At 30.6% G+C, this 21,379-nt stretch carries 15 protein-coding genes, 2 tRNA genes and 1 pseudogene; 5 read left to right on the top strand and 13 right to left on the bottom strand.

Annotation, left to right across the window (positions count from 1 at the left end; translation table 11 throughout):
- Nucleotides 1-15 precede the first annotated feature (15 nt).
- A complete protein-coding gene (locus tag HZR23_RS15150; RefSeq protein ID WP_132847322.1) occupies nt 16-753 on the bottom strand; it encodes an MBL fold metallo-hydrolase in 738 nt (245 codons plus the stop codon).
- Between the two features lie 57 nt (nt 754-810).
- Nucleotides 811-2,067 (bottom strand): tetratricopeptide repeat protein, encoded by a 1,257-nt coding sequence (locus HZR23_RS15155; RefSeq protein WP_165913586.1) that lies wholly within the window; start codon nt 2,065-2,067, stop codon nt 811-813.
- Between the two features lie 110 nt (nt 2,068-2,177).
- On the opposite strand from HZR23_RS15155, the gene HZR23_RS15160 reads away from it, so the two are divergent.
- Entirely contained in the window at nt 2,178-3,050 is an 873-nt protein-coding gene (locus HZR23_RS15160; RefSeq protein WP_132847324.1) for a ComEC/Rec2 family competence protein, read from the top strand.
- Nucleotides 3,051-3,058: 8 nt separating this feature from the next.
- Here HZR23_RS15160 and HZR23_RS15165 read toward each other — a convergent pair whose 3' ends face one another.
- The 6 genes and pseudogenes from HZR23_RS15165 to HZR23_RS15190 form a co-directional block, all read right to left on the bottom strand.
- A complete protein-coding gene (locus HZR23_RS15165; RefSeq protein ID WP_132847325.1) occupies nt 3,059-5,218 on the bottom strand; it encodes an Eco57I restriction-modification methylase domain-containing protein in 2,160 nt (719 codons plus the stop codon).
- A gap of 73 nt (nt 5,219-5,291) precedes the next feature.
- Nucleotides 5,292-7,160, bottom strand: a complete 1,869-nt coding sequence (locus tag HZR23_RS15170; RefSeq protein ID WP_132847326.1) for a sensor histidine kinase — start codon at nt 7,158-7,160, stop codon at nt 5,292-5,294.
- Between the two features lie 158 nt (nt 7,161-7,318).
- A pseudogene (locus HZR23_RS15175) lies at nt 7,319-7,501 on the bottom strand (ATP-binding protein); the annotation flags it as partial.
- A 336-nt stretch (nt 7,502-7,837) separates the two neighbouring features.
- The gene (locus HZR23_RS15180; RefSeq protein WP_165913587.1) at nt 7,838-9,715 is read right to left on the bottom strand and encodes a sensor histidine kinase; all 1,878 of its coding nucleotides are present in this window, start codon (nt 9,713-9,715) and stop codon (nt 7,838-7,840) included.
- A 243-nt stretch (nt 9,716-9,958) separates the two neighbouring features.
- The gene (locus tag HZR23_RS15185; RefSeq protein WP_132847329.1) at nt 9,959-11,332 is read right to left on the bottom strand and encodes a PFL family protein; all 1,374 of its coding nucleotides are present in this window, start codon (nt 11,330-11,332) and stop codon (nt 9,959-9,961) included.
- A gap of 12 nt (nt 11,333-11,344) precedes the next feature.
- Nucleotides 11,345-11,623: an ACT domain-containing protein gene (locus tag HZR23_RS15190; RefSeq protein WP_132847330.1), complete on the bottom strand. Its 279-nt coding sequence runs from the start codon at nt 11,621-11,623 to the stop codon at nt 11,345-11,347.
- A gap of 187 nt (nt 11,624-11,810) precedes the next feature.
- Here HZR23_RS15190 and HZR23_RS15195 point away from each other — a divergent pair, with 187 nt between their 5' ends.
- Nucleotides 11,811-12,821, top strand: coding sequence for a hypothetical protein (locus tag HZR23_RS15195; protein ID WP_132847331.1), 1,011 nt, complete (start codon nt 11,811-11,813; stop codon nt 12,819-12,821).
- Between the two features lie 56 nt (nt 12,822-12,877).
- Here the strand turns inward: HZR23_RS15195 and HZR23_RS15200 are convergent, their stop codons facing one another.
- Nucleotides 12,878-13,960 (bottom strand): PRK06851 family protein, encoded by a 1,083-nt coding sequence (locus HZR23_RS15200; RefSeq protein WP_132847332.1) that lies wholly within the window; start codon nt 13,958-13,960, stop codon nt 12,878-12,880.
- A 600-nt stretch (nt 13,961-14,560) separates the two neighbouring features.
- On the opposite strand from HZR23_RS15200, the gene HZR23_RS15205 reads away from it, so the two are divergent.
- The 3 genes from HZR23_RS15205 (at nt 14,561) to HZR23_RS15215 (ending at nt 18,822) form a co-directional block, all read left to right on the top strand.
- The gene (locus HZR23_RS15205; RefSeq protein ID WP_165913588.1) at nt 14,561-15,799 is read left to right on the top strand and encodes an L-lactate MFS transporter; all 1,239 of its coding nucleotides are present in this window, start codon (nt 14,561-14,563) and stop codon (nt 15,797-15,799) included.
- A 225-nt stretch (nt 15,800-16,024) separates the two neighbouring features.
- A complete protein-coding gene (locus HZR23_RS15210) occupies nt 16,025-17,179 on the top strand; it encodes a carboxylate--amine ligase (protein WP_132847334.1) in 1,155 nt (384 codons plus the stop codon).
- Between the two features lie 158 nt (nt 17,180-17,337).
- Nucleotides 17,338-18,822: a UDP-N-acetylmuramoyl-L-alanyl-D-glutamate--2,6-diaminopimelate ligase gene (locus tag HZR23_RS15215; RefSeq protein WP_213050276.1), complete on the top strand. Its 1,485-nt coding sequence runs from the start codon at nt 17,338-17,340 to the stop codon at nt 18,820-18,822.
- A 100-nt stretch (nt 18,823-18,922) separates the two neighbouring features.
- Here HZR23_RS15215 and HZR23_RS15220 read toward each other — a convergent pair.
- From HZR23_RS15220 to HZR23_RS15235, 4 genes are all read right to left on the bottom strand, one after another.
- Nucleotides 18,923-18,998, bottom strand: a tRNA-Val gene (locus tag HZR23_RS15220).
- A gap of 7 nt (nt 18,999-19,005) precedes the next feature.
- Nucleotides 19,006-19,090, bottom strand: a tRNA-Leu gene (locus tag HZR23_RS15225).
- A 74-nt stretch (nt 19,091-19,164) separates the two neighbouring features.
- A complete protein-coding gene (locus HZR23_RS15230) occupies nt 19,165-20,787 on the bottom strand; it encodes a peptide ABC transporter substrate-binding protein (protein ID WP_132847336.1) in 1,623 nt (540 codons plus the stop codon).
- Nucleotides 20,788-20,798: 11 nt separating this feature from the next.
- Nucleotides 20,799-21,374 (bottom strand): lytic transglycosylase domain-containing protein, encoded by a 576-nt coding sequence (locus HZR23_RS15235; protein ID WP_132847337.1) that lies wholly within the window; start codon nt 21,372-21,374, stop codon nt 20,799-20,801.
- Nucleotides 21,375-21,379: the final 5 nt, after the last annotated feature.

A 21,379-nucleotide genomic window follows, 5' to 3' on the forward strand; every position in this document is an offset into this window, starting at 1 on the left:
ATATAATATGAGAATTTATATAAAGTATCCTTTTCCTTCCTCAGCCATCTCTAAAATATATGGAAAAACCTCTCTAGCTTCAGTATATAGACTATCTGGCTTTATTTCAGGTAATAAATGAGTTAATAGCAGTCTCTTAATCCCTGCATTTAGTGCGATTTCTGCTGCTTGCTTTGCTGAAAGATGAGCCATGCTTTCAGTTCTATCTTTTTCTAAAACACTTGCTTCACATAGAAATAAATCGCTACCTCTTACAAAATCTATAAATCCATCAAAAACCTTTGTATCTCCAGAATATACAAATCTTTTTCCGCTATGTTCAAATGCAATAGCATAGCATTCCACTGAATGGTCTGTTTTTTTGAAAGATACGTTAAAGTTATTTACTTTTACAGTAGTTTTTTCATTTATAATGTTTCTAATAAAGGCATTGTTAAATTGAATTTTGTCATACTCATCCTTTGGACTAGAAGGTAAATAAATAGGTATTGATTTTCTAACTTTTCCCATTAATTGTCCTATACCTATAGCGTATCTAAGAACTAATAAATCCCCCATATGATCAGAGTGTAAATGGCTAATGAAAATAGCATCTAACTTGTTCAGATCACTCATTATAGCAAAAAGCTTTGAAAGGACTCCATTACCACAATCGATTAATATTTTCGAATCATCATCCTCTAATAAATATCCTGAACAAGCACCTCTTGCTTTTGGATATGGACCATAGCAACCTAGTACAGTTAACTTCAAAATATCACTCCTCAAAACTTTTATATATTATAGTATTTTTAAAGGAATACATATTTATTACTTTATTTTTTTCAAAGAATTAATTGCGTCCTGTACTGGTAAAAAATTAGGCATGATTTGTCTCGCTCTATATAGATGCCATTTAGCTTTTTCAAAGCTATTCATTTGTGAATATATTAATCCTAATTGAAACTGGCCATAGCCATTTTCCGGCATTTTATCAGTTAATATTTTTGTATACTTTAGTGAAGCCTTAATATCTTTTAATTGAAAGTAGTATATCTGTGATAAGTTTAGTAAAGCTACAGAATCAAATGGAGTGTAATTAAGAACTTTCCTAAAATACTTAACTGCTTCCTTATAATTTTTTTTGTCATAGTAACAAGTGGCAATACTCAAACAAACATCAGCCTGTAGGTCTTCTAAATTTTCACTCTTTCCTTTTTCATGGGAATTTTTAAAACACTTGATTGCTTCATCAATATTTTCAAGTTCATAAAAAATATCACCTAGTAGCTTCCAGTAATATGGATTATTCGGTTCATCAGATAATACCTTTCTTAAGTAATCTGTTGCATACTCAAAGTTACCCATATTAGAAGCAGCAATAATTAAATTACTCATTAAGTATTGGTTTTTCGGACTTTTAAGTAAAGCTTTTTCACATACTTCAATTGCATCTGTTTCCATTCCGTTAATTATATAGAAACTACTCATATTTAAATAGGGTTCCATAGATTCTGGACATAGTACAGATTGAATTTTCAAGCATTTAAGAGCTTTTCCCAAATTCCCCACTTCTTCAAAATAATAAGCTAAGTCTTCTAAAATATAGTATCTCTTATATTTTTTTAGGAAAAAAGGATTGTATTTAAGAATCAACAATACGCCATTATAAGCAACCTCAACACTGTTATATTCAAAATGATGCTTTATCTCCTGAAAAAAGACCTTCCACATATCCTCAGATAATCTATTCTTTAAAATATTATATTTTTTTATCCATGATAGATTTAATTCTTTAATAGACATATTGTTTTGTGGAAAGAAAACATTTTCATTAATACTGTTTTCACCATAATTATTTGTTATAGATTTATATAACTCTTTACCTAAAGTATTATTTTGCAGAGATACCTCAGCCCAAAAACCTGGTATATGTTTATAGACAGTTTTAAGTCTAATAATTTTAATACATTTATTTTCAACAACTATCGTTTTTTTGTCTTTAATAGATTCTAAATTTATATTACAATCAAAATTAAGAAAGCTCTTTCTCTCATCTGCTGTAGCAAAGAAAATATTAAATGTCATAATATAACCTCCTCTCGAAAGGGCCATTCGCTTTCTATATAATACTACATTCAAAAATTATCATCAATCTAATATTTATTAATATTCTATCATTTTTATGGAGGGAAACAATGAATAATATAAAAAAATATGGCATAATTATATGCACCTTTATACTGTCTACTATACTATTATTTAATTTATATAATAATAATGCAGAAAAATTACTTGAAATTCATTTGTTAGATGTGGGACAAGGGGATAGTATTCTAATTGTTACTCCAAATAAAAAGACTATATTAATTGATGCAGGGGATACAAGTAATGGTCCTAAGGTTTTAGCACACCTGAAAAAAAATAAAATAAAATCCCTAGATGTTCTAATAGGTACCCATCCTCATAGTGATCATATTGGTGGTTTGCATAAAATAATCGAAAGCACGAACATAGAAAGTTTTTATATACCGCCAGTTGCTCACACATCTAAAACTTTCGAAAACATGCTTATCACTGCCAAAAATCATAGTTTAAAAATATCAACTCTGCCTGTTGGCTCAAAGATAGACTTTGATGAGGAAATTAGTTTGTACTTTCTATCCCCTTTGAAGAATTACGGTGAGGACCTAAATAACTGGAGTATAGTTTTAAAGCTAGACTATTTAGAAAAATCATTTCTTTTTACAGGCGACATAGAATATGAGGCAGAACAAGATATTATAAATCATTATGAGCATAGATTTTTACGTTCTCATTTACTAAAGATTGCACATCATGGAAGTAGTAGCTCCTCATCTCTTTCTTTTTTAAACACTATAAATCCAGATGTAGCTTTAATATCCTGTGGCTATAACAACTCATACAGTCACCCCCATGATGAAGTTATGAATCGTCTAAAAAATATGGCTATTAATATTTATAGAACTGATTACAATGGAACAGTCATTATTAAAAGTAATGGGAAAGAGATTTGGTCAAATAATAAACCATACTCTTACCCAAATTAACAGAATAACTACTTTGGTTTTTTGAAGCTTAAAATTTCCTTCCTATCTATACTAGTAGTCTTGTATAACTCAAATACTAAATTGTCTATGTTAGACTCCATATTCTCTTTTGAAGTACTATCAATATTAGAATTCAGTAACTCTTTTACATAGTTTTCCAACAAACTTATTTTGTTTTTATCCTTCGTATATACTATTGGTAGTTCTTTAAGCGGAGTTGCATATAATTCCAAATATTTTCCCTTTCTCTTTCCTCTATTAAATAGGTAGTAATACATTAATGAGGAATTTAAAATGCCAAGTATATATATAAGTGAAACATCACTAGTCTTTTTAGTAATATAGTACACATCTGCACTGGCATATAAAGGCTCCATAGAATATGCAAATGAGTTATCTAAAGAACGTTGTGGTGAAACAATCTTTTCTTCTTCGAATATATTAATATTTCTAGGCCACTGCAAGGCATACCATTTTCTAGTACCCTTTTGTACTTCTCTTCTCTTTAATAATATAGTTTTGTATTTACTTAGGTGTGCTATTAAATGGGGATATTCTTCTTCCGTACTTAAGCTATCATCATCAATATATAAAATAAATAAATCATCTTTTTCTATAGTTAAATATTTTTTTATTTGACTATTTTTATAAAAAGGCTTAATAAATTTTATATACTTATCTTTTAATAAGTTTAATTCTTCAAGTTCTTCTCTAGTAAGTACAAATATGCCTTTACCAGTCTTAGAATCTTTATCAGCACCACTAACGATACCTTGATTAACATTACATAATTCCCGTAAAAGAAAGTTACTGTTATCTTCTATTTTATTTAACAGTCCTAGCTCATTATCACATTGTATTAATATATGACCTCTGTTTGTATATAGCTCCCTATTATTTAAAACTTTATATTCTCTATTATCCTTTCTTTCGATTGTATCCTTTAAGTAGGTGTCAAAATTATTAAGTTTAAAATTTTCATCTTTTAACGAAAAAAGTTTTACCTGTTTCTGTAGTTTACTTTTATTTGCAATGTAAATTAAATTATGTTGTCCCTTTGCATTCTGAAAAATATTTATTTCATCAAAGTTTATTAGCCAAGTAAATTGAAAATTATCCTTCATAAATTCTCTTAACTTTTTACCACTATCAGCAGTTACAAAATAATTAGTTGTTATGTATCCTAATACGCCCTTATCTTTTAAAATTTCTGCCGCTTTATAAATAAAGAAATAGAAATAGTCCATTCCCTTTTCATAGTATTTAATCCCAAATTCCTCATTGCGAATGGATTCAAATATTGCTCTATTACCCTTTTCACCAATATAAGGGGGATTACCTAGTACTATATCATACTTTACTTCTGAATTTAAATATAACGCATTGCCTGTAGTAATGTTTAACTCCACCTCTAAACTTGTACCCATTAATAATAGAAGTTTACAAATATCAACAGAGGCCCTTTGAATGTCAATTCCAAATATATTGTTAGACAAAATTGAGCTTATTAAATCTTCCCTTTCGTAGGGTATACCTAAATAATCATAGCAAATAGTAAGCATATTATATATTTGTCCTACTGCTTCTCTAAGGAAAACTCCACCCCCACAGGCGATATCAATTATTTTAATTTGTTCAAGAGTACTTATTACATTCATAACATCTTCTATATGTATACTAAGGTTTTTATTGTCTAAAAAGCTTTCTATTGGTATATTTATCTCATTTAACTGAGATTTTAAATATTCAATAATAGACTTCTTTGTAATAAATTTTACAATAGGGATAGGAGTATAATATGATCCTGTCTTATTTTTTATTTCTTCCTGTAAAAAAGACTCGTATACTTCTTCCATATCCTTCAAGGAGATATTGCAATGTATGTAATCTTTAAAATTGAAAGAGAGTTTCCTTAAGATTGTTTCATGTATATTTTTATAATACTCATCATCTATAGATTCAAAAACACTTAAATAGCCACTAAAATTACGACTATTATTAAGAAAGTATATGAACTCAAATTTATCACAACAAACTTTTTTATCAATATTTTTATACATATAAAGATTCAAATATATCCATATAAGAGAATCTACTTTAGTTAGACCATATTGTCCAACTAGTTTATCAGTTAAGTCATTACATGAATCTTTAAAAACATTTACCATTACTTACCTCCTATCAAACCATAATACTTTCTTAATTATACTATTTGGCATATAATAGTCAACAAAATAAGCCCTAGTAATTAGGGGCATTTACTAATTTCAAGTAGATATCAGAGAATTCAATATTAATTCTTTCAATATTAGGGAAGGACTTTTCCTCTGTTTGACTCTCAGTGTTCTCTATAGTTATTAAAGGTAATTCAACAATAAACTCACTGCCTTTACCTTCAATACTAAATACTTTGACACTTCCACCATGAAGATCTACAAGTGACTTCACCAACGAAAGTCCAATACCACTCCCTTCTGCCTTTCTATGGGAGGAGATACCTACTTGGGTAAAATAACTAAATATAGCTTCAAGCATATTCTCAGGTATACCTATTCCAGAGTCTTTTACAGATATATCTACTTTGTCTTCTTTAGCTAAAACAGTTACTTCAACTCTACCACCTGGATTTGTAAATTTTATTGCATTTGAAATAAGATTAAGTAAAATTCTCTCTATTTTATCTGGATCCACAGCGATAATTATCTCTTCCTCATTAGTATCAAATATTATTTCAATATTTTTTAATTCTACATAATCAGAAACCGATAACGTTATATCCTCTACTAGCTCAACAATATTACAATTGACAGGATTAATTTTAAACTGATTGGATTCAATTTTATTTATATCTATAAGATTATTGATAAGCCTTAACAATCTGTAACTATTTTGTTTTTGCATTTTCAAATATTTATTCCTTGAATACCTATCTAAATCCTCTGTCTTTTCCATTAATTGCACAGCTCCTAAAATAATATTTATTGGAGTTTTAAGTTCATGAGAAACCGTTGAAAAAAATTTGGTCTTTACTGTAGTAATTTCATCTCTCTGTGTAATTTGATTATTAATCTCTTTAGTCATTTTGTTAAATGCTTCACTAGTTGATGCTAGTTCATCTCTAAAGTTAGTCTTTACAGTTAAATTACCTTTAGATATTTCCTCAACCGCATCTTTTAAAAGTTCAATCGAGCTTGAGTATTTATTTGCAATAACTATAGCTATAAGGACCGAAATATATAGAGTAAGTAAAAATATCACTACTTCAAACTTTAGAAATTTAATAAGATCACTAATTATTTCACCTGCAGGAACACTATAAAAACTCCCCCAACCAATATCTTCAATAGGTTGAACTGATCCTAAACGGTTACCATTATCAAACTTCGAATAAAATTTACTACTAGAACCAGCTTTCCCTTCAATAGCTTCTCTTAAAAGAGAGTTGCTATCAATAAGTCTTTCGTTAAAAGACATATTATTTGTTTCTCCTGAGTTATAAACAAGTCTACCGGAGTTGTCAACTATTCCGAACATTGTTGTTTCAGTGACTTCAATTCCAAAGATAGAATTTAGACTAGATATATCAACAATTCCAAGTAGTATCCCCTTTAGCTCGTTATCACTATAGACTGCTGTGGCAATATGGAATACTAAGCTATCATCTAAAATACTTTCTCTTAAATTAGATACCACGTTCTTTTCCCCACTAATAACACGCTCGAAGAACTCCATTTGCTCGACACTTACTCCAATTGCAGCTTCATTAGAGCTTGCTAGTGTTATTCCATCTGGGCTTATCCACGAGTACCCCTTTAATTGTTTAACATAATGTATATCAGCTAAATATCTATCAATATCTTCATTAGTCCAATGATCATTAATAACAATATAAGTGCCAATTGCATTTTGCTTTACCCAATTTTCCTCAATATAGTTCATAAATGTTAGTCCTACTGTTTTAGCATGTTTTTGGCTTAAAAGCAATTCATCTTGTATGGTCAAATTATATCTATGTTTAAGGCCTCCCAAATGTACAATTGTTAATGGCATTAATGTTATTAATACCAATAAAATTAATCTCTGTTTTAATGTTGAAGTAAACTTAAACAACTCTATACCCCCTAGTTACAAAGTCTCAGTTATTAATTAGTAAAATATGTTAATTTATTATTCTGCTCTAAAGTACAAAATCCTTCTTTTTTTAATCGAGTCTTCACTCACTTGACTTATAATGAAAAAAAAGAATGGTCAACCATTCCTTCTATAATTTATTTAATTACGTAGATATCAGATATCTCTTCAATGGCTTCACTTATGTCATTAGTTAAAACCACTGGAAGTTCAATAATAAATTCACTACCTTCCCCAAGGGTGCTATTTACTCTAATAGTTCCCTCATGCATTTCTACAAGACTCTTCACCATCGAAAGACCAATTCCACTACCCTCAACTTTTCTATGGAAGGAATTATCTCAACCTGAGTACCCTTCGATACCTCTTCCACCACATCTTTTAGCTGATCGAAAAAATTTGAATATCTATTACCAATTTCAATTGCAAAACATATTGATAATATTAATGTAATTATTAATATCATAATGTGCTGATTCGCATTTAATGAAACCTTGTCAAATACATCTTCTGAAGAAACACCATAAAAACTAACACAATTGATATCATTAATAAGGCAAACTGCTCCTAATCTCCCACCATAATCATATTGTAATGGGTTATTATTGCATTCTGTTATCCCACCATTTAATATAGCTAATTTAGGAGAATTATTATCAAGAATTAGGAGTCTTTTCTACTTTCAAATATATATCTGAAAATTCAATATTTATTCTCTCAACATTAGTAAAAGAAGTATGCTCTATCGTATCACTAGAATTGTCTAATAATATTACTGGTAATTCTATAATAAATTCACTACCTTCACCTACTGTACTCTCAACCCTTACAGTTCCACCATGCATATCAACTAAAGACTTAACTAATGCCAAACCAATTCCACTGCCCTCAGCTTTTCTATGGAGGGAGTCGTCAACCTGAGTAAAGTATTGAAATATTGACTCCTGCATATGTTCGGGTATTCCAATACCAGTATCCTTCACAGAAATTTGAACCTTATCTTCCTTATCATATATAATGACTTCTATCTTCCCACCTGAATCTGTAAACTTTATGGAATTTGATATAAGATTCAATATCATTCTCTCTATCTTATCTGGGTCAACAGCCATTATTTTTTCTTCTACCTCAGTATCAAAAACTATTTCAATATTTTTAAGTTCTGTATATTCGACTACAGATGTGGTTATATCTTCAACTAGACTGATTATATCATAATTAACTGGCTTAATTTTAAATTGATTGTTCTCAATCTTATTTATATCTATTAGATTATTTATAAGTCTAAGTAATCTATAACTATTTTGTTTTTGCATTTTTATATACTTTTGTATAGATGCCTTACTAATGTCTTCCATTTTATCCATGAGCTGAACAGCACCTAATATTATATTAATTGGTGTTTTAAGTTCGTGGGAAACTGTTGAAAAGAAATTAGTTTTTAACATAACAACTTCATCTCTTTGACTTATCTGATTGTTAATCTCCCTCGTCATGCGATTAAATGCTTCGTTTGTAGCTGAAATTTCATCGCTACCAGTAAAATTTGTCTCGAAGGAGAGGTTCCCTTTACTAATCTCGTCTGCCGCATCTTTTAATCTCTCCAATGAACTTGTATATTTATTCCCTACGAATAGAGCTATTAAAATAGAGAAAAGGGATGTTAAAAATAACACAGCTATATCTCTTCTAGCATACCTCATTAAGCTGCTTAATACCTCTGCTGAGGATATACTATAATAGCTTAACCATCCGATATCTTCGATTAAAGTAGCGGCTCCAAGCCTATTAGTTGAATCAAATTGAGAAGGATAATTGAACTTTACGTTTTTTTCTGAAAATGCTTTAAATAAGCGAGATTCTGTTTCTATTTTTCTTTCGCTTAAGGGAATATTAGGTTCTTTGTGCCTATGTACTAGCATTCCTGCTTTATCAATTAAACCGTATTTCACAGACCTACCAGTATATTGAATATTTAAAATTTCACTCAAGGCTTCTACATCCAGTATTCCTAACATTATACCTTTTAACTCACCATCAGCATATATTCCTCTTGCAATATGTATAATTAAATTATTATCATTAATTATATCCTCTCTTAAATTTGAAACTACTTTTTGTTCTCCACTTAGTATTCTCCTGTAAAATTCCATACCCCTAGCATTTACATTAACAATCTCCTCATTAGAGCTAGCTAAAACTATACCATCAGGACTAATCCAGGAATACCTTTTTAAGTTCTGCTTACCAGAAAGCACATTATTAATATATTTATCAATGTCCTCTCTCTTCCACTCTGGGTTGGCTATTATTGCCATCCCAATCGCATATTGCTGAGACCAATTCTCTTCAAGATAATTCATAAAGGTTAATTCTACTGTCTGGGCAATGCTGAGGCTTGATTCTAATTCCTCTTCTATTCTTTCGCTGTATTGACTCATAATTCCTATAAGCTGTAATAATATCAATGGTATAAGTGCAATTAAAACAAGTAAAACCATTCTTCTTTTTATAGTCATTTTGAATTTTGTCAATTTCATTGCCTCCAAACATTTATTAGTATTACTTAAAAAAAAAAGACTTAACTAAAGCCTTAAGAAGATGGATTCGAAAAGTCATTTTATACATTTAATTCTAATTTATTATAGTTAAAATTCCTATAACATTCAAGTGTCAATATCTCATTTATAGTATTACTTACAGAAAAAAAGATGGTTATTGTCATTTTGAACAATACCATCCTTTTTTTAAAATTAATTTATAACCTTTTTAGTTTACTAATTATTAAATGCTTGAAGTGGGGCAGGTATTCTACCTCCTCTTTTGATTATAGCATCTGAACTAAATTTATTTACAGGCATTATTGGAGCTCTACCTAAAAGACCACCAAACTCAACCATTTGACCAACTGACTTACCAGCTACCGGAATTAATCTAACAGCAGTTGTTTTTCTATTAATCATTCCTATAGCAGACTCATCAGCTATAATAGCAGCAATTGTTTCAGCTGTTGTATCTCCTGGTACTGCAATCATATCAAGACCTACTGAACATACACATGTCATGGCTTCAAGCTTATCTAATGACAGGGCACCTACTTCTACAGCGTCTATCATCCCTGCATCCTCACTAACTGGAATAAATGCTCCACTTAAGCCCCCAACATATGAAGATGCCATAATTCCACCCTTTTTAACTGCATCATTTAGCATTGCTAATGCAGCTGTAGTACCATGAGTTCCAGTTCTCTCTAAACCTATGGCCTCTAATATATCAGAAACACTATCTCCAATTGCTGGTGTAGGTGCTAAAGAGAGATCCATAATTCCAAATGGTACATTTAGCCTTCTTGATGCTTCTCTACCTACTAATTCACCCATTCTAGTTATTTTAAAAGCAGTCTTTTTAATAATGTTAGATAGTTCCCCTAAATCCACATTAGGATGCTTTCTTATTGCATTTAAAACAACTCCCGGGCCACTAACACCCACATTAATTACACATTCTGGTTCTCCAACACCATGGAATGCACCGGCCATAAAAGGGTTGTCCTCAGGAACGTTACAGAACACCACAAGCTTTGCACATCCTAAACTATCTCTATCCCTAGTTAATTCTGCAGTTTGCTTAATTATCTTTCCCATGTGATATACAGCATCCATATTTATTCCAGCTTTAGTACTGGCAACATTTACAGATGAACATACTCTTTCTGTCTCAGCTAAAGCCATCGGTATAGAATTTATAAGAGCTAGATCGCCCTTTGTGTATCCCTTTTGAACCATGGCAGAAAATCCACCTATAAAGTTTACTCCTACCTCTATTGCTGCTTTATCTAAAACCTTTGCAAAATCCACATATGTATCTATATCACTTGATTCAGCTACCATTGCCATTGGTGTAACTGATATTCTCTTATTAACAATTGGTATACCATATTCTAGCTCGATTTTATTTCCTTCTAAAACAAGTTTTTCTGCATATTTAGTGATTTTATCGTAAATTTTTCGTTGAGCTATCTTTGGATCCGTATGTCCACAATCTCTTAAACTTATTCCCATTGTTACTGTTCTAATATCAAGATTCTCCATCTCAACCATTCTAATGGTTTCTAGAATTTCTTGACCAGTTGCTGCTGATGAAATAGGCATCTTTACACCTCCCTATATTCGATGCATGAAATCAAATACTTCAGATTTTTGAGCATTTACTTGAACACCCATTTTTTCTCCTGCAGTTACTAGCTGATTTCTTAAATCAGTAAAATCTACAGTAGTTTTAGATATGTCAACAACCATAATCATTGTGAAGTATTGTTGTAGAATTGTTTGACTAATATCTAATATATTTGCATTTGTGTCAGCAAGTATTCTTGTTATTGTAGCAATTATTCCTACCTTATCTGAGCCTAAAACTGTTACTATAATTTTATCCTCTTTCATTTGTATCCTCCTCTTTTAAATTAATTGTCGATAAATTAAGAAAATTTTTAATAAAAACTATTATACCAACAAATCCTTATTTTTCAAAGATTAATTTTATTAAATATATAACTTTTATTTTACTCTATTAACCCAAAAACAATAATAATAATCTTTTCTAACCATATAATTTATCGAGGTGAGTTTAATGAAAAGAAAAACCCTATATAGCTTATTTTTTATATGTTTACTATTAATATACTTCTTTACATTTAATTTTTTTAATTCTCCAGAATCTATTTCTACGTATAAGCAATACAGTGCTCCTAGCCATCGATTATCAAAAGAACTTGTAAATTCCTATTTCAACGGAAATCAAAATAATATAGATGAAATCAAATATAATATTAAATTAACTCTGTTAAATAACCTAGGATATGAGCAGTGGAAAGAGTATATAGATTATATTGAACTTAGGATGTACTTGAACAACGTAAATTCAAGTAATAGTGAACAATTAGTTGCTGTTTTAAATCTATCAAAGGATTTAGCTACAATCGTTATTTTAGAAGATACCCAAAATCAATATATTTATAAAGATAAGTTAGAAAATATTAGTAAAGTTAAAAATATTGCTTTTTTAGAAAATAAGATATTTGATAGAAACTTAATGTTAATCTATCAAGAAATAGACGAATATTTAGGTGCCTTTTTTTATAAGGAATTTTTAGAGATATACGTATATAAAGATAATCAATTTAAAAATTTATGGGAACAGACTATCTACTTTGAAGAAACCTATAAGGAATCTTGGATAAATCCAGATGATAAGAGCAATAAATGGAATAGGGTTATTGAAAAAACTGTGATAGAATTTGATTTTATAGATAATTCAAAGTTTAATACTTATACAGATCAAAAAAAATATATAGCTTACTCAATTCAGCAACCAAATATCAAGGAGTACGTTCTTGAAAACTCCTATAGCTTTAATCAATGTGTTTATTGGAGCAATAAATATAATTCTTTTATATTAGGTGAAGTCACTAAAGATAGATTTTTAAAGGATTTAGCCCTTATAAAGGATATGAATAATTCAATAGAAAACCTCTTTGGGATTAAAAATAATAACTTAAAAGTACTTTCTGAAAATGGTGAAGTAACTTATTTAAATAAAAATAAATTTGGTAATTTATTTAGAAATTTAAGTGAACAGTAAATTATATTATAAAAAAACATAAGTGTTTAATAGAGGACACTTATGTTTTTCTTTGTTTACTTACTATTTAATATCTTTTCTATTAATTCAGATGTTAACTTGTTAATACCTTCAAAGTCTATATTAGGTATATAATAAGACTCTATTATATCATGGTTTTTCTTAGACTTTCCTAAGTTTATTCTTGCATCATCTAACATTCCATTAAACAATTCTTCACTTTCTCTTAATTCTTCTTTATATGCTTCTAGAATTTCTGTGTTTAATAATGTATTTAGATTTAATTTTTCTCTATCTATAAATCTTTCATTAGTAGTTATTGCTAGATCTAGCTCCTCAATAACTACAGATTCTATTTTTAATGGCTCTAAAGGCTCATGATAGACGTCAACATTATATCCATATTCAATGGCTCTTTCAGCTACCTTTTTTAGAATAGTGGATTTCCCTGTGCCATCTTTACCATTTATATAATGTATGTTTTTCATTGTACCCACAAATGTATCGGCAAAATCTATATGTCCCTTATGAGTATATGCACTGCCAAATAGATGTCTAACTCCTGACTGTTTATTTTGTTTTTTTGCTTCTCGAAACACTTCTTCTAAATAGTCATATGTCACATCGTTTAATTTATCGAAATCCATAGCCTTACAATAAATCCATTCTATATCATCATGAATTAACTTTGCCGCTCCTAGGTATTTATATACCCTTTTATATATATTGCTATTCCCTTCAATAGCTGTAATTATTTCATCCCTACTGGATCTTAGAGAATCCTCATTCCAATACTCACCGAGATTTACTACTTCGTCAACGGCACCAGGGTATTTAGGATCTATTACGTGTGGTGCTGTTCCATCAATCATCCCTATATTAAGCTCGGGTATAACAACAGCATCAATAGAATCAGGGTCTGCTGAACAATGGTGGAACTCTACATTATATCCCTCTTCTAACATCCTTTGACCAATCTTTTTCATCATACTAGATTTTCCAACTCCAGGTCCACCTTTTAGAAAGAAAATTCTATTCGCATTTTTAACATCTATAACATATTGGTAATAGGAATAGAATCCTACAGAGGTATTACCCCCAGGAAAAAGCCTTTTAATCCTACTTGATTTACTCTCCATATTTACCCTCCTCAACTAAAAAACAACTTATAATATAATATGTAATAATAATTATTATGTGCAACCCAATGGAATTTCATATGCTTTATGAGCATAAAATATATAATTAGCATTAAATATATAAAATATCTAATCTACCAAAATTTTTTCCTTTCATTTTGTCTAAATTTCTGATATTATATTACTGTTACCGTCTATAAGCGGCCGTAACACTGTAAATATAAGCAAATTTCGATTATATCCAATAATTGATTTTTCTAAAACTTCACTGAGGTTTATCAAAGCGCCGAATAATTCAACTATCGGCAAATGTCTATAATTTCCTTGAACAAATCATTGAATATCACAAATTGATGCTTCAAAGATATCTAGTTCATCAGAAAATCTTTTAGTTCTAAAAGTCCAAGAGGTTATTACCTACCAGCATAACATATTATGTCTTTATTATTACTTTTTAAAATGTTATTGGTAGGAAAAATAAACATTATGAATTTCTACAAATAAAAGTAGATATTTAATCATATGTGAGGCTGCGCTTGTTAAAAAAATGACATTTTCACATATGTGTTTAAAATATATAATAAAAGGGAGATGAGAAAAATGAATAAAACAACAAACAAAGGATTAATTGTTGTTCTTGCAGGTCTTGGTGTTAACCTTATGCTTGGAACGCTTTATGCTTGGGGAGTAATCGCAAAAGCGCTAAGAGCTGAATTTGGTTGGTCAGCTACACAAACGCAAATACCATACATGGTAGCATGTGCTTTATTCGCCTTCTCTATGATTCCTGGGGGTAAAGCTCAGGATAAATTAGGTCCAAAGCCTGTAATTATGCTTGCTGCAGTTCTAGCTGGTATAGGTCTTGTATTTTCTGGATACGTTTTAACATTACCTGCTTTAATTATTGGGTTTGGTCTTATTTTCGGTATTGCAATGGGTATGGGTTATTCAGCACCTACACCAGCAGCTATTAAGTGGTATCACCCAAGTAAAAAAGGAATTATATCAGGTATCGTAGTAAGTGGATTTGGTCTTGCACCAGTTTATGTTGCACCTCTTACAACTTATTTATTAGATAACTTTGGAATTTCTAAAACATTTTATTTCTTAGGAACTGCATTTTTAATTGGTATTATGATTTTATCTCAAATTATTTCAAATCCTCCAGCTGGTTATGTTCCTGCAGAACCAAAGGATTTCGCTAATTCTAACAAACCTAAAGTTGTAGCTGAAGATTGGAATTGGAGAGAAATGGTTAAATCAAAACAATTCTTTATGGTTTGGACTACTTTCGCTTTCGGTACTTTTGCTGGACTATTAGTAATTGGTCAATTATCTGCAATCGGTATTGAGCAAGCAGGTATACCTAACCCATTCACACTAACTATACTTTATGCTATTTGTAATGCTGGTGGACGTATTATTTGGGGAATTATTTCTGACAGAATCGGAACTAAGACTTCTATGACAAGTATGTTCATATTACAAGTTGTTGCTTTCTTATTAATGCCATACCTAAAAACACCATTAACATTAATGGCTGGTATCGCTGTAGTAGGATTCACTTTTGGTGGTATGTTAACTGTGTTCCCATCAATTACTGCTAGCTTCTATGGTATTAAAAACTTAGGTTTAAACTATGGATTAGTAATTACAGCTTGGGGTATCGGTGGAGTTTTCGGACCTCTTGTTGGTGGTATAGTAAGAGATGCAACTGGAACTTACGCTTTTAGTTATTTAGTTTCAGCAGTATTAAGCTTACTAGGTGCACTTATTTCTATGAAAACAGTTGCTCCTACATCTAAACCAGTTTTAAACAACGCCCCAAAAAATGCATAATTAATTTAGAAAAGATATTAGAGTAACAACTTAAAACTGTTACTCTTTTTTATTTCTCCTTTAGGCTAAATTTAAAAAAATATGGGAATAACTAAAAATATACTTGATTTATATACTTATAAAATCCGTTTGATTTATATATCATATTAAAGTAAAATATTAAAAGAACATTGTAGTTTTTTAATAATATTTGTTGAAAATTATACTGTTTAAGAGGTAACCTATATGAATAATGCAGTAATTTTAGGTTCTAACTATTATATTGGTTTAAGCGCTATACGCTGTTTAGGAATTCACGGGATTAAAACAGTAGCTGTTGACTATTCAACTAAAGGTACATATGGAGCAAAATCAAAATATTGTTCTGAGCAGCTAATTGCCCCATATTATAGAAATGATCCGAAAGGCTTCATAGCTTTTCTAAAAAATTACGCAGGTAAGCAGGATTTTAAGCCAGTCCTTATTCCCTGCCATGATTCTTACGTTGAAATCGTTGATCAATACTTAGAAGAACTAAAAGAATGCTTCCTTATCCCTCAAACCGAGCCTGGTTTATATACTAAACTTATGAATAAGGAAACTCTACAAAAGTTAGCATTAGAAAAAGGTGTTGCAGTACCAGAAACAGTTAGGGTAAATGAGGATAATTTTAACGAGAAGATTGAAACTAAAATTAAATTCCCATGTATAGTGAAGCCGGTCGACTCACCTTCCTTCGTTTCTATTTTTAGGAAGAAGCTATTTAAAGTCCATAATCTCCAGGAGCTTCATCATGCTCTAAATCAAGCTCAAAGTGCTGGATTAGAGGTTATAGTTCAAAGAATTATCCCAGGTTTTGATGACCATATGTATACCTTTGATGCCTATTTAAATCAAACCTCAAAGGTAACCCATTGGGTTACCTGCCAAAAGTTTAGACAATTTCCAATTAACTTTGGGGCCTCTGTTTACACTGGCCAAAAATACGTACCTGAGTTATATGACATAGGTGCAAAATTTCTTGAGAAAGTTGGTTATAAAGGGTTTGCAGAGATAGAATTTAAAAAAGACTCAGAAACAGGAGAGTTTTACTTAATTGAAATAAATGTGCGTATAACTAATTTAAACAATCTCTTATTTAAATTAGGAGTTAATTTTCCATATATAACCTACATGGAGCTGACCGGAAATCCTTTAGAGCCTAAGTCGGTTAAAGAAAATACTAACCTTGCCTTTTGGTACGCATTTGAAGACTTTCTTGCAATAAGAGACTATTTAAAAACTGGACAACTCACACTTAAGGAGGTCCTAATATCTCTACTTAAACCCAAAGCCTATGCTCTATGGGACTGGAGCGATCCAATGCCAGTTTTTTCATTTGTGATCAATAAAATATTTTAAAATTTATCTATTGCTCTTAAACAGAACATAAATTAAATTAAAGGTACATAGTAATATAAGTTGATATATAAACTGCTATTCTGTTTAAACTTTCAGTACTGAGCAATAATTATAATATGGAACACAGCCATTTTGACTGTAGAACGGAGTTGATTAATTTGTTATTATCGAAGCTAATAAATAATCTCGAATATACTTTGACTTCTGGTAGTTTAGAAGTTGAAATATCATCTATTGCATATGATTCCAGAAGAGTAGCTGAAAATTCTATCTTTGTTGCTGTAACAGGTTTTTCTGTTGATGGCCATAAATTTATTGATATGGCAATAAAAAATGGTGCCAAGGCTATAGTAGTTGAAAAAGATATATGTGTAGAAACAGATGTCACAATTATAAAAGTTAAGGATACGAGAAATGTACTTGCCAAATTATCTGCTCTTTTTTTTGATAACCCTACTAGTAAATTCAATCTAATTGGAGTTACGGGTACTAACGGAAAAACCTCTGTTACCTATCTTCTTAAGGCAATCTATGATAGAGCCAATAGAACTACTGGATTAATAGGCACTAACGGCACTATAATTAAAAATCAGTCTATTAAAAATAAAAATACTACACCTGAATCTTTAGATTTACAGCAATTATTTTCTAATATGGTCGCCGCAAATACTAGTGATTGTATAATGGAAGTTTCATCACATTCCTTAAGCCTAGATAGAGTTGCTTATAGTAATTTTAATGTTGGAATTTTTACTAACTTGACGCCTGATCATTTAGAATTACACAAAAGTATGGAAGAATACTTTAGAGCTAAAGCTAAACTATTTTACTTATCAACTGATTTTAATATTATTAATGTTGATGATCCATATGGTAAGAGATTAGCAGATGAGGTCCGTAACCTTAATACGAAGCTAATTACCTATGGTATAAATAACGAAGCTGATATCTACGCCTCCAATATTGAATACTCATCAGACTCCGTAACCTATATAGCTAATACCCCTAAGGGCCAAATCTCAATAAAAGTAAATATTCCAGGAGTTATATATGTTTACAATAGCTTGGCTGCTATCGCTTGTGCTTACTGCAATAATATAAGTCTTAAGGATATTCAGACTGGTATAAGTTCTGTAAAAGGTATTAAAGGAAGATTTGAAATTGTTCCTACAAATAAAGACTTTACGGTAATAATCGATTTTGCTCACACAGAAGATGGTTTGCAAAAAGCCCTTACAACTGTCAAACAATTTGCTAAAGGAAGAATAATACTTGTATTTGGAGTATATGCTGCCCCTGGTGAGGAGGGTTCAGATAAAAGATGGGGAATGGGTAAGGTTGCAGCCGAATATGCTGATATAGCTATTGTTACGTCGGACAACCCTAAAGAACAGGATCCTGTATCCATAATTGAGGATATTGTAGAGTCTATAAAAGTCCATAATGGTGAATTTAAAGCTATAGTAGATAGAAAGGAAGCCATTAAATATGCCATTGGTATTAGCCAAAAAGACGATATTATTTTTATTGCAGGCAAAGGTCATGAGACAACACAAATAATTGGTACAGAAGAAATACCATTCAACGAGAAAGAAATTGTAACTGAAACAATTAATAATTCTGGTGAAATCAAAATAAGTTAAAAAAAGTAACAGAGTTAGTTCTGTTACTTTTTAATTTATGTAGTTGAAATACTATGAGTAAAATAAAAAGACCTCTAATTTATTTATTAGAAGCCTAAACTGGTGCGAGATAAGGGACTCGAACCCATGACTCCTTCCACGTCAAGGAAGTACTCTACCAGCTGAGTTAATCTCGCATATATTTGGTGCGGATGATGGGACTTGAACCCATACGTCTACTGACACACGCCCCTCAAACGTGCCTGTCTGCCGATTCCAGCACATCCGCATTTTTAGGGTTACCTAGACATTATAATACTTTACTGCGCAACTGTCAATATGAGAATCAAGGGGCCTAGGCCCCTATTCTGCAATAAACCATTCTTCAACTTTATAAAATATGTTATATGGTGTAGGTCTTATATTTCCATGCACTTTATTTCTAATTAAAACTGAAGAGTCTTTAAAGAATAATGTTACATATGGAAGTTCTTCAAGTAAATAGCCCTGTAATTCATTATAGGCTTCTAATTTTTGTATTCTATTACGGGCACTATTTGTATTTTGAAGAATTTCATCCATTACCTCATTGCTATAATAAATAAAGTTTGTATTACCTACTTGGGATGAGTGAAAGGCAAAGGTTAAATCTGGTATATATGATAATTCCCATCCTCCTAAAATTAAATCGTAATTACCTGCTTTAGCATCATTTTGATACTTATCCCAATCTGCAATAACTAGTTCTAGTTCAATTCCTATTTTTCTAAGCTCATCTCTTATAAAATAAGCTTTCTTCTCTCTCAAAGTATTATCATTGTTTAATAGTAACTTAAATTTCAATGGTGTACCATCTTCATTTATACGTATATTAGATTGATTAACTGTACTGAACGTACTTTGTTCAAGTAATTGTATAGCTGAATTTAAATCATTACCAATTTGTATACTTCCTTCATCGTATAGCCATGATGTAGGGTTAATAGGTAAGTCTGCCACTGTTCCGTGATCTAAATAAACATCTTTAACAAGCCTATGTCTGTCTATACCATAAGCAATCGCCCTTCTTACATTATTATCACGTAAAAGGAAATTCTTAAAATTGAACCCTATAAACTCAAAGTGGTTTGAGATATATTCGAATAAATTAACACTACTATCGTCTAGATATTTTGCCCAATCAAGAGAATTTGGCTGAGCTATATCTACATCTTTATTTTCAAATAAAGATAATTGTGCTTCTTGATCTGGAACAATTAAAACATTTATAGCCTCTATATACGGTTTAGATCTCCAATATTGCACATTTCTCCTTAACTCAATAACTCTAGTACTGTCATAATTGTTTAATTTAAATGGACCAGTACCAATCATTTCAAAACTATTACTTTGCATATTCTCAAGATTAGCCTTTGTAAAGTAATGTGCTGGTAAAATTGGAAAAGTTAGTACTTCTAAAATATTAGAATATGGTTTTGAAAATGTAACTCTAATAGTGTTTGAATCAATCTCTTTTACTTCTGATAAGTGTTGTAAATTCGTTGTATATATAGTCCTACCTTTTACTTCTTTTATATTACCCTTAATAAGATTTATTGTAAAAATAACATCTTGGGAAGTAAATGGGGTACCATCATGCCATTTAACTCCTTCCCTTAGTTTAATATCAATACTTTGTCCATCAGGTGCAACAACCCAACTCCTAGCTAACAATGGCTCAATATCAAGATTTTCAGTAAAAGTTACTAAACTTTCATAAATTAAGTGATGCATTTGAAATACACTATAGTTTTGATTGTATAGCGGATTTAAAGTATTAAATCTAGTAACTGAAAGATTTAATGACCCTCCCTCAACTGGTTCTATGGTCGTAACAATGTCATCATTTTCTTGCTGGCTATCATCAATTTTTTCTCTAGTACACCCAACTAAAAGCAGTACGAAGCATAATACCAAAGATAAGATTGAAATACTTACCCTTTTCATTAGATGCCCCCCTATTCATATATTCTTTTGTATCTTTCATAATCTCTTAAAACTCTTTGTTGATAAATTCTAGTCTCACCGAAAGGAATATTATCTAAGTTCTTTCCGTCAGCACTATACTCCGGATTACTTAACCATCTTGAAACATTACCATTCCCTGCATTATACGCTGCAACTACCAATTCAAAATTGCTTGCAAATTGATTATTCAATATACTCAAGTACCAACAACCAATCTGTATATTAAGCTCAGGATCAAAGAGCATATCTTGGGAATAGCTCTCTATAGGTAGCTTTTCTGATGCCCATTGACCTGTAATTGGTGCTATTTGCATTAACCCCCTAGCATCCTTTCTAGATACTGCCTCAGGATTAAATTTACTCTCGTTTTTTATAATTGATAATACTAAATAAGGATCAATGTTATAAACCTCTGCGTATTTTTCAACTATATCTATATAGTGTGTAGGATATATAGCTTTAACTATCCAACTAAAACTATGAAATGCTACAATAACTATTGATAAGATTAATATAAGAGAAAATATAATTAACCTTAACCAACTAAACCTGCGCCTTTTTCTCATAACCA

The sequence above is a fragment of the Serpentinicella alkaliphila genome, from assembly GCF_018141405.1.
GTDB classification, from domain to species: Bacteria; Bacillota; Clostridia; order Peptostreptococcales; family Natronincolaceae; genus Serpentinicella; species Serpentinicella alkaliphila.

What these genes read in the sequence shown, in the direction of transcription:
- HZR23_RS15155 (WP_165913586.1), bottom strand. Translation starts at nt 2,067, where the DNA reads ATGACATTTAATATTTTCTTTGCTACAGCAGATGAGAGAAAGAGCTTT.
- HZR23_RS15160 (WP_132847324.1), top strand. Translation starts at nt 2,178, where the DNA reads ATGAATAATATAAAAAAATATGGCATAATTATATGCACCTTTATACTG.
- HZR23_RS15165 (WP_132847325.1), bottom strand. Translation starts at nt 5,218, where the DNA reads ATGGTAAATGTTTTTAAAGATTCATGTAATGACTTAACTGATAAACTA.
- HZR23_RS15185 (WP_132847329.1), bottom strand. Translation starts at nt 11,332, where the DNA reads ATGCCTATTTCATCAGCAGCAACTGGTCAAGAAATTCTAGAAACCATT.
- HZR23_RS15190 (WP_132847330.1), bottom strand. Translation starts at nt 11,623, where the DNA reads ATGAAAGAGGATAAAATTATAGTAACAGTTTTAGGCTCAGATAAGGTA.
- HZR23_RS15195 (WP_132847331.1), top strand. Translation starts at nt 11,811, where the DNA reads ATGAAAAGAAAAACCCTATATAGCTTATTTTTTATATGTTTACTATTA.
- HZR23_RS15200 (WP_132847332.1), bottom strand. Translation starts at nt 13,960, where the DNA reads ATGGAGAGTAAATCAAGTAGGATTAAAAGGCTTTTTCCTGGGGGTAAT.
- HZR23_RS15205 (WP_165913588.1), top strand. Translation starts at nt 14,561, where the DNA reads ATGAATAAAACAACAAACAAAGGATTAATTGTTGTTCTTGCAGGTCTT.
- HZR23_RS15210 (WP_132847334.1), top strand. Translation starts at nt 16,025, where the DNA reads ATGAATAATGCAGTAATTTTAGGTTCTAACTATTATATTGGTTTAAGC.
- HZR23_RS15230 (WP_132847336.1), bottom strand. Translation starts at nt 20,787, where the DNA reads ATGAAAAGGGTAAGTATTTCAATCTTATCTTTGGTATTATGCTTCGTA.
- HZR23_RS15235 (WP_132847337.1), bottom strand. Translation starts at nt 21,374, where the DNA reads ATGAGAAAAAGGCGCAGGTTTAGTTGGTTAAGGTTAATTATATTTTCT.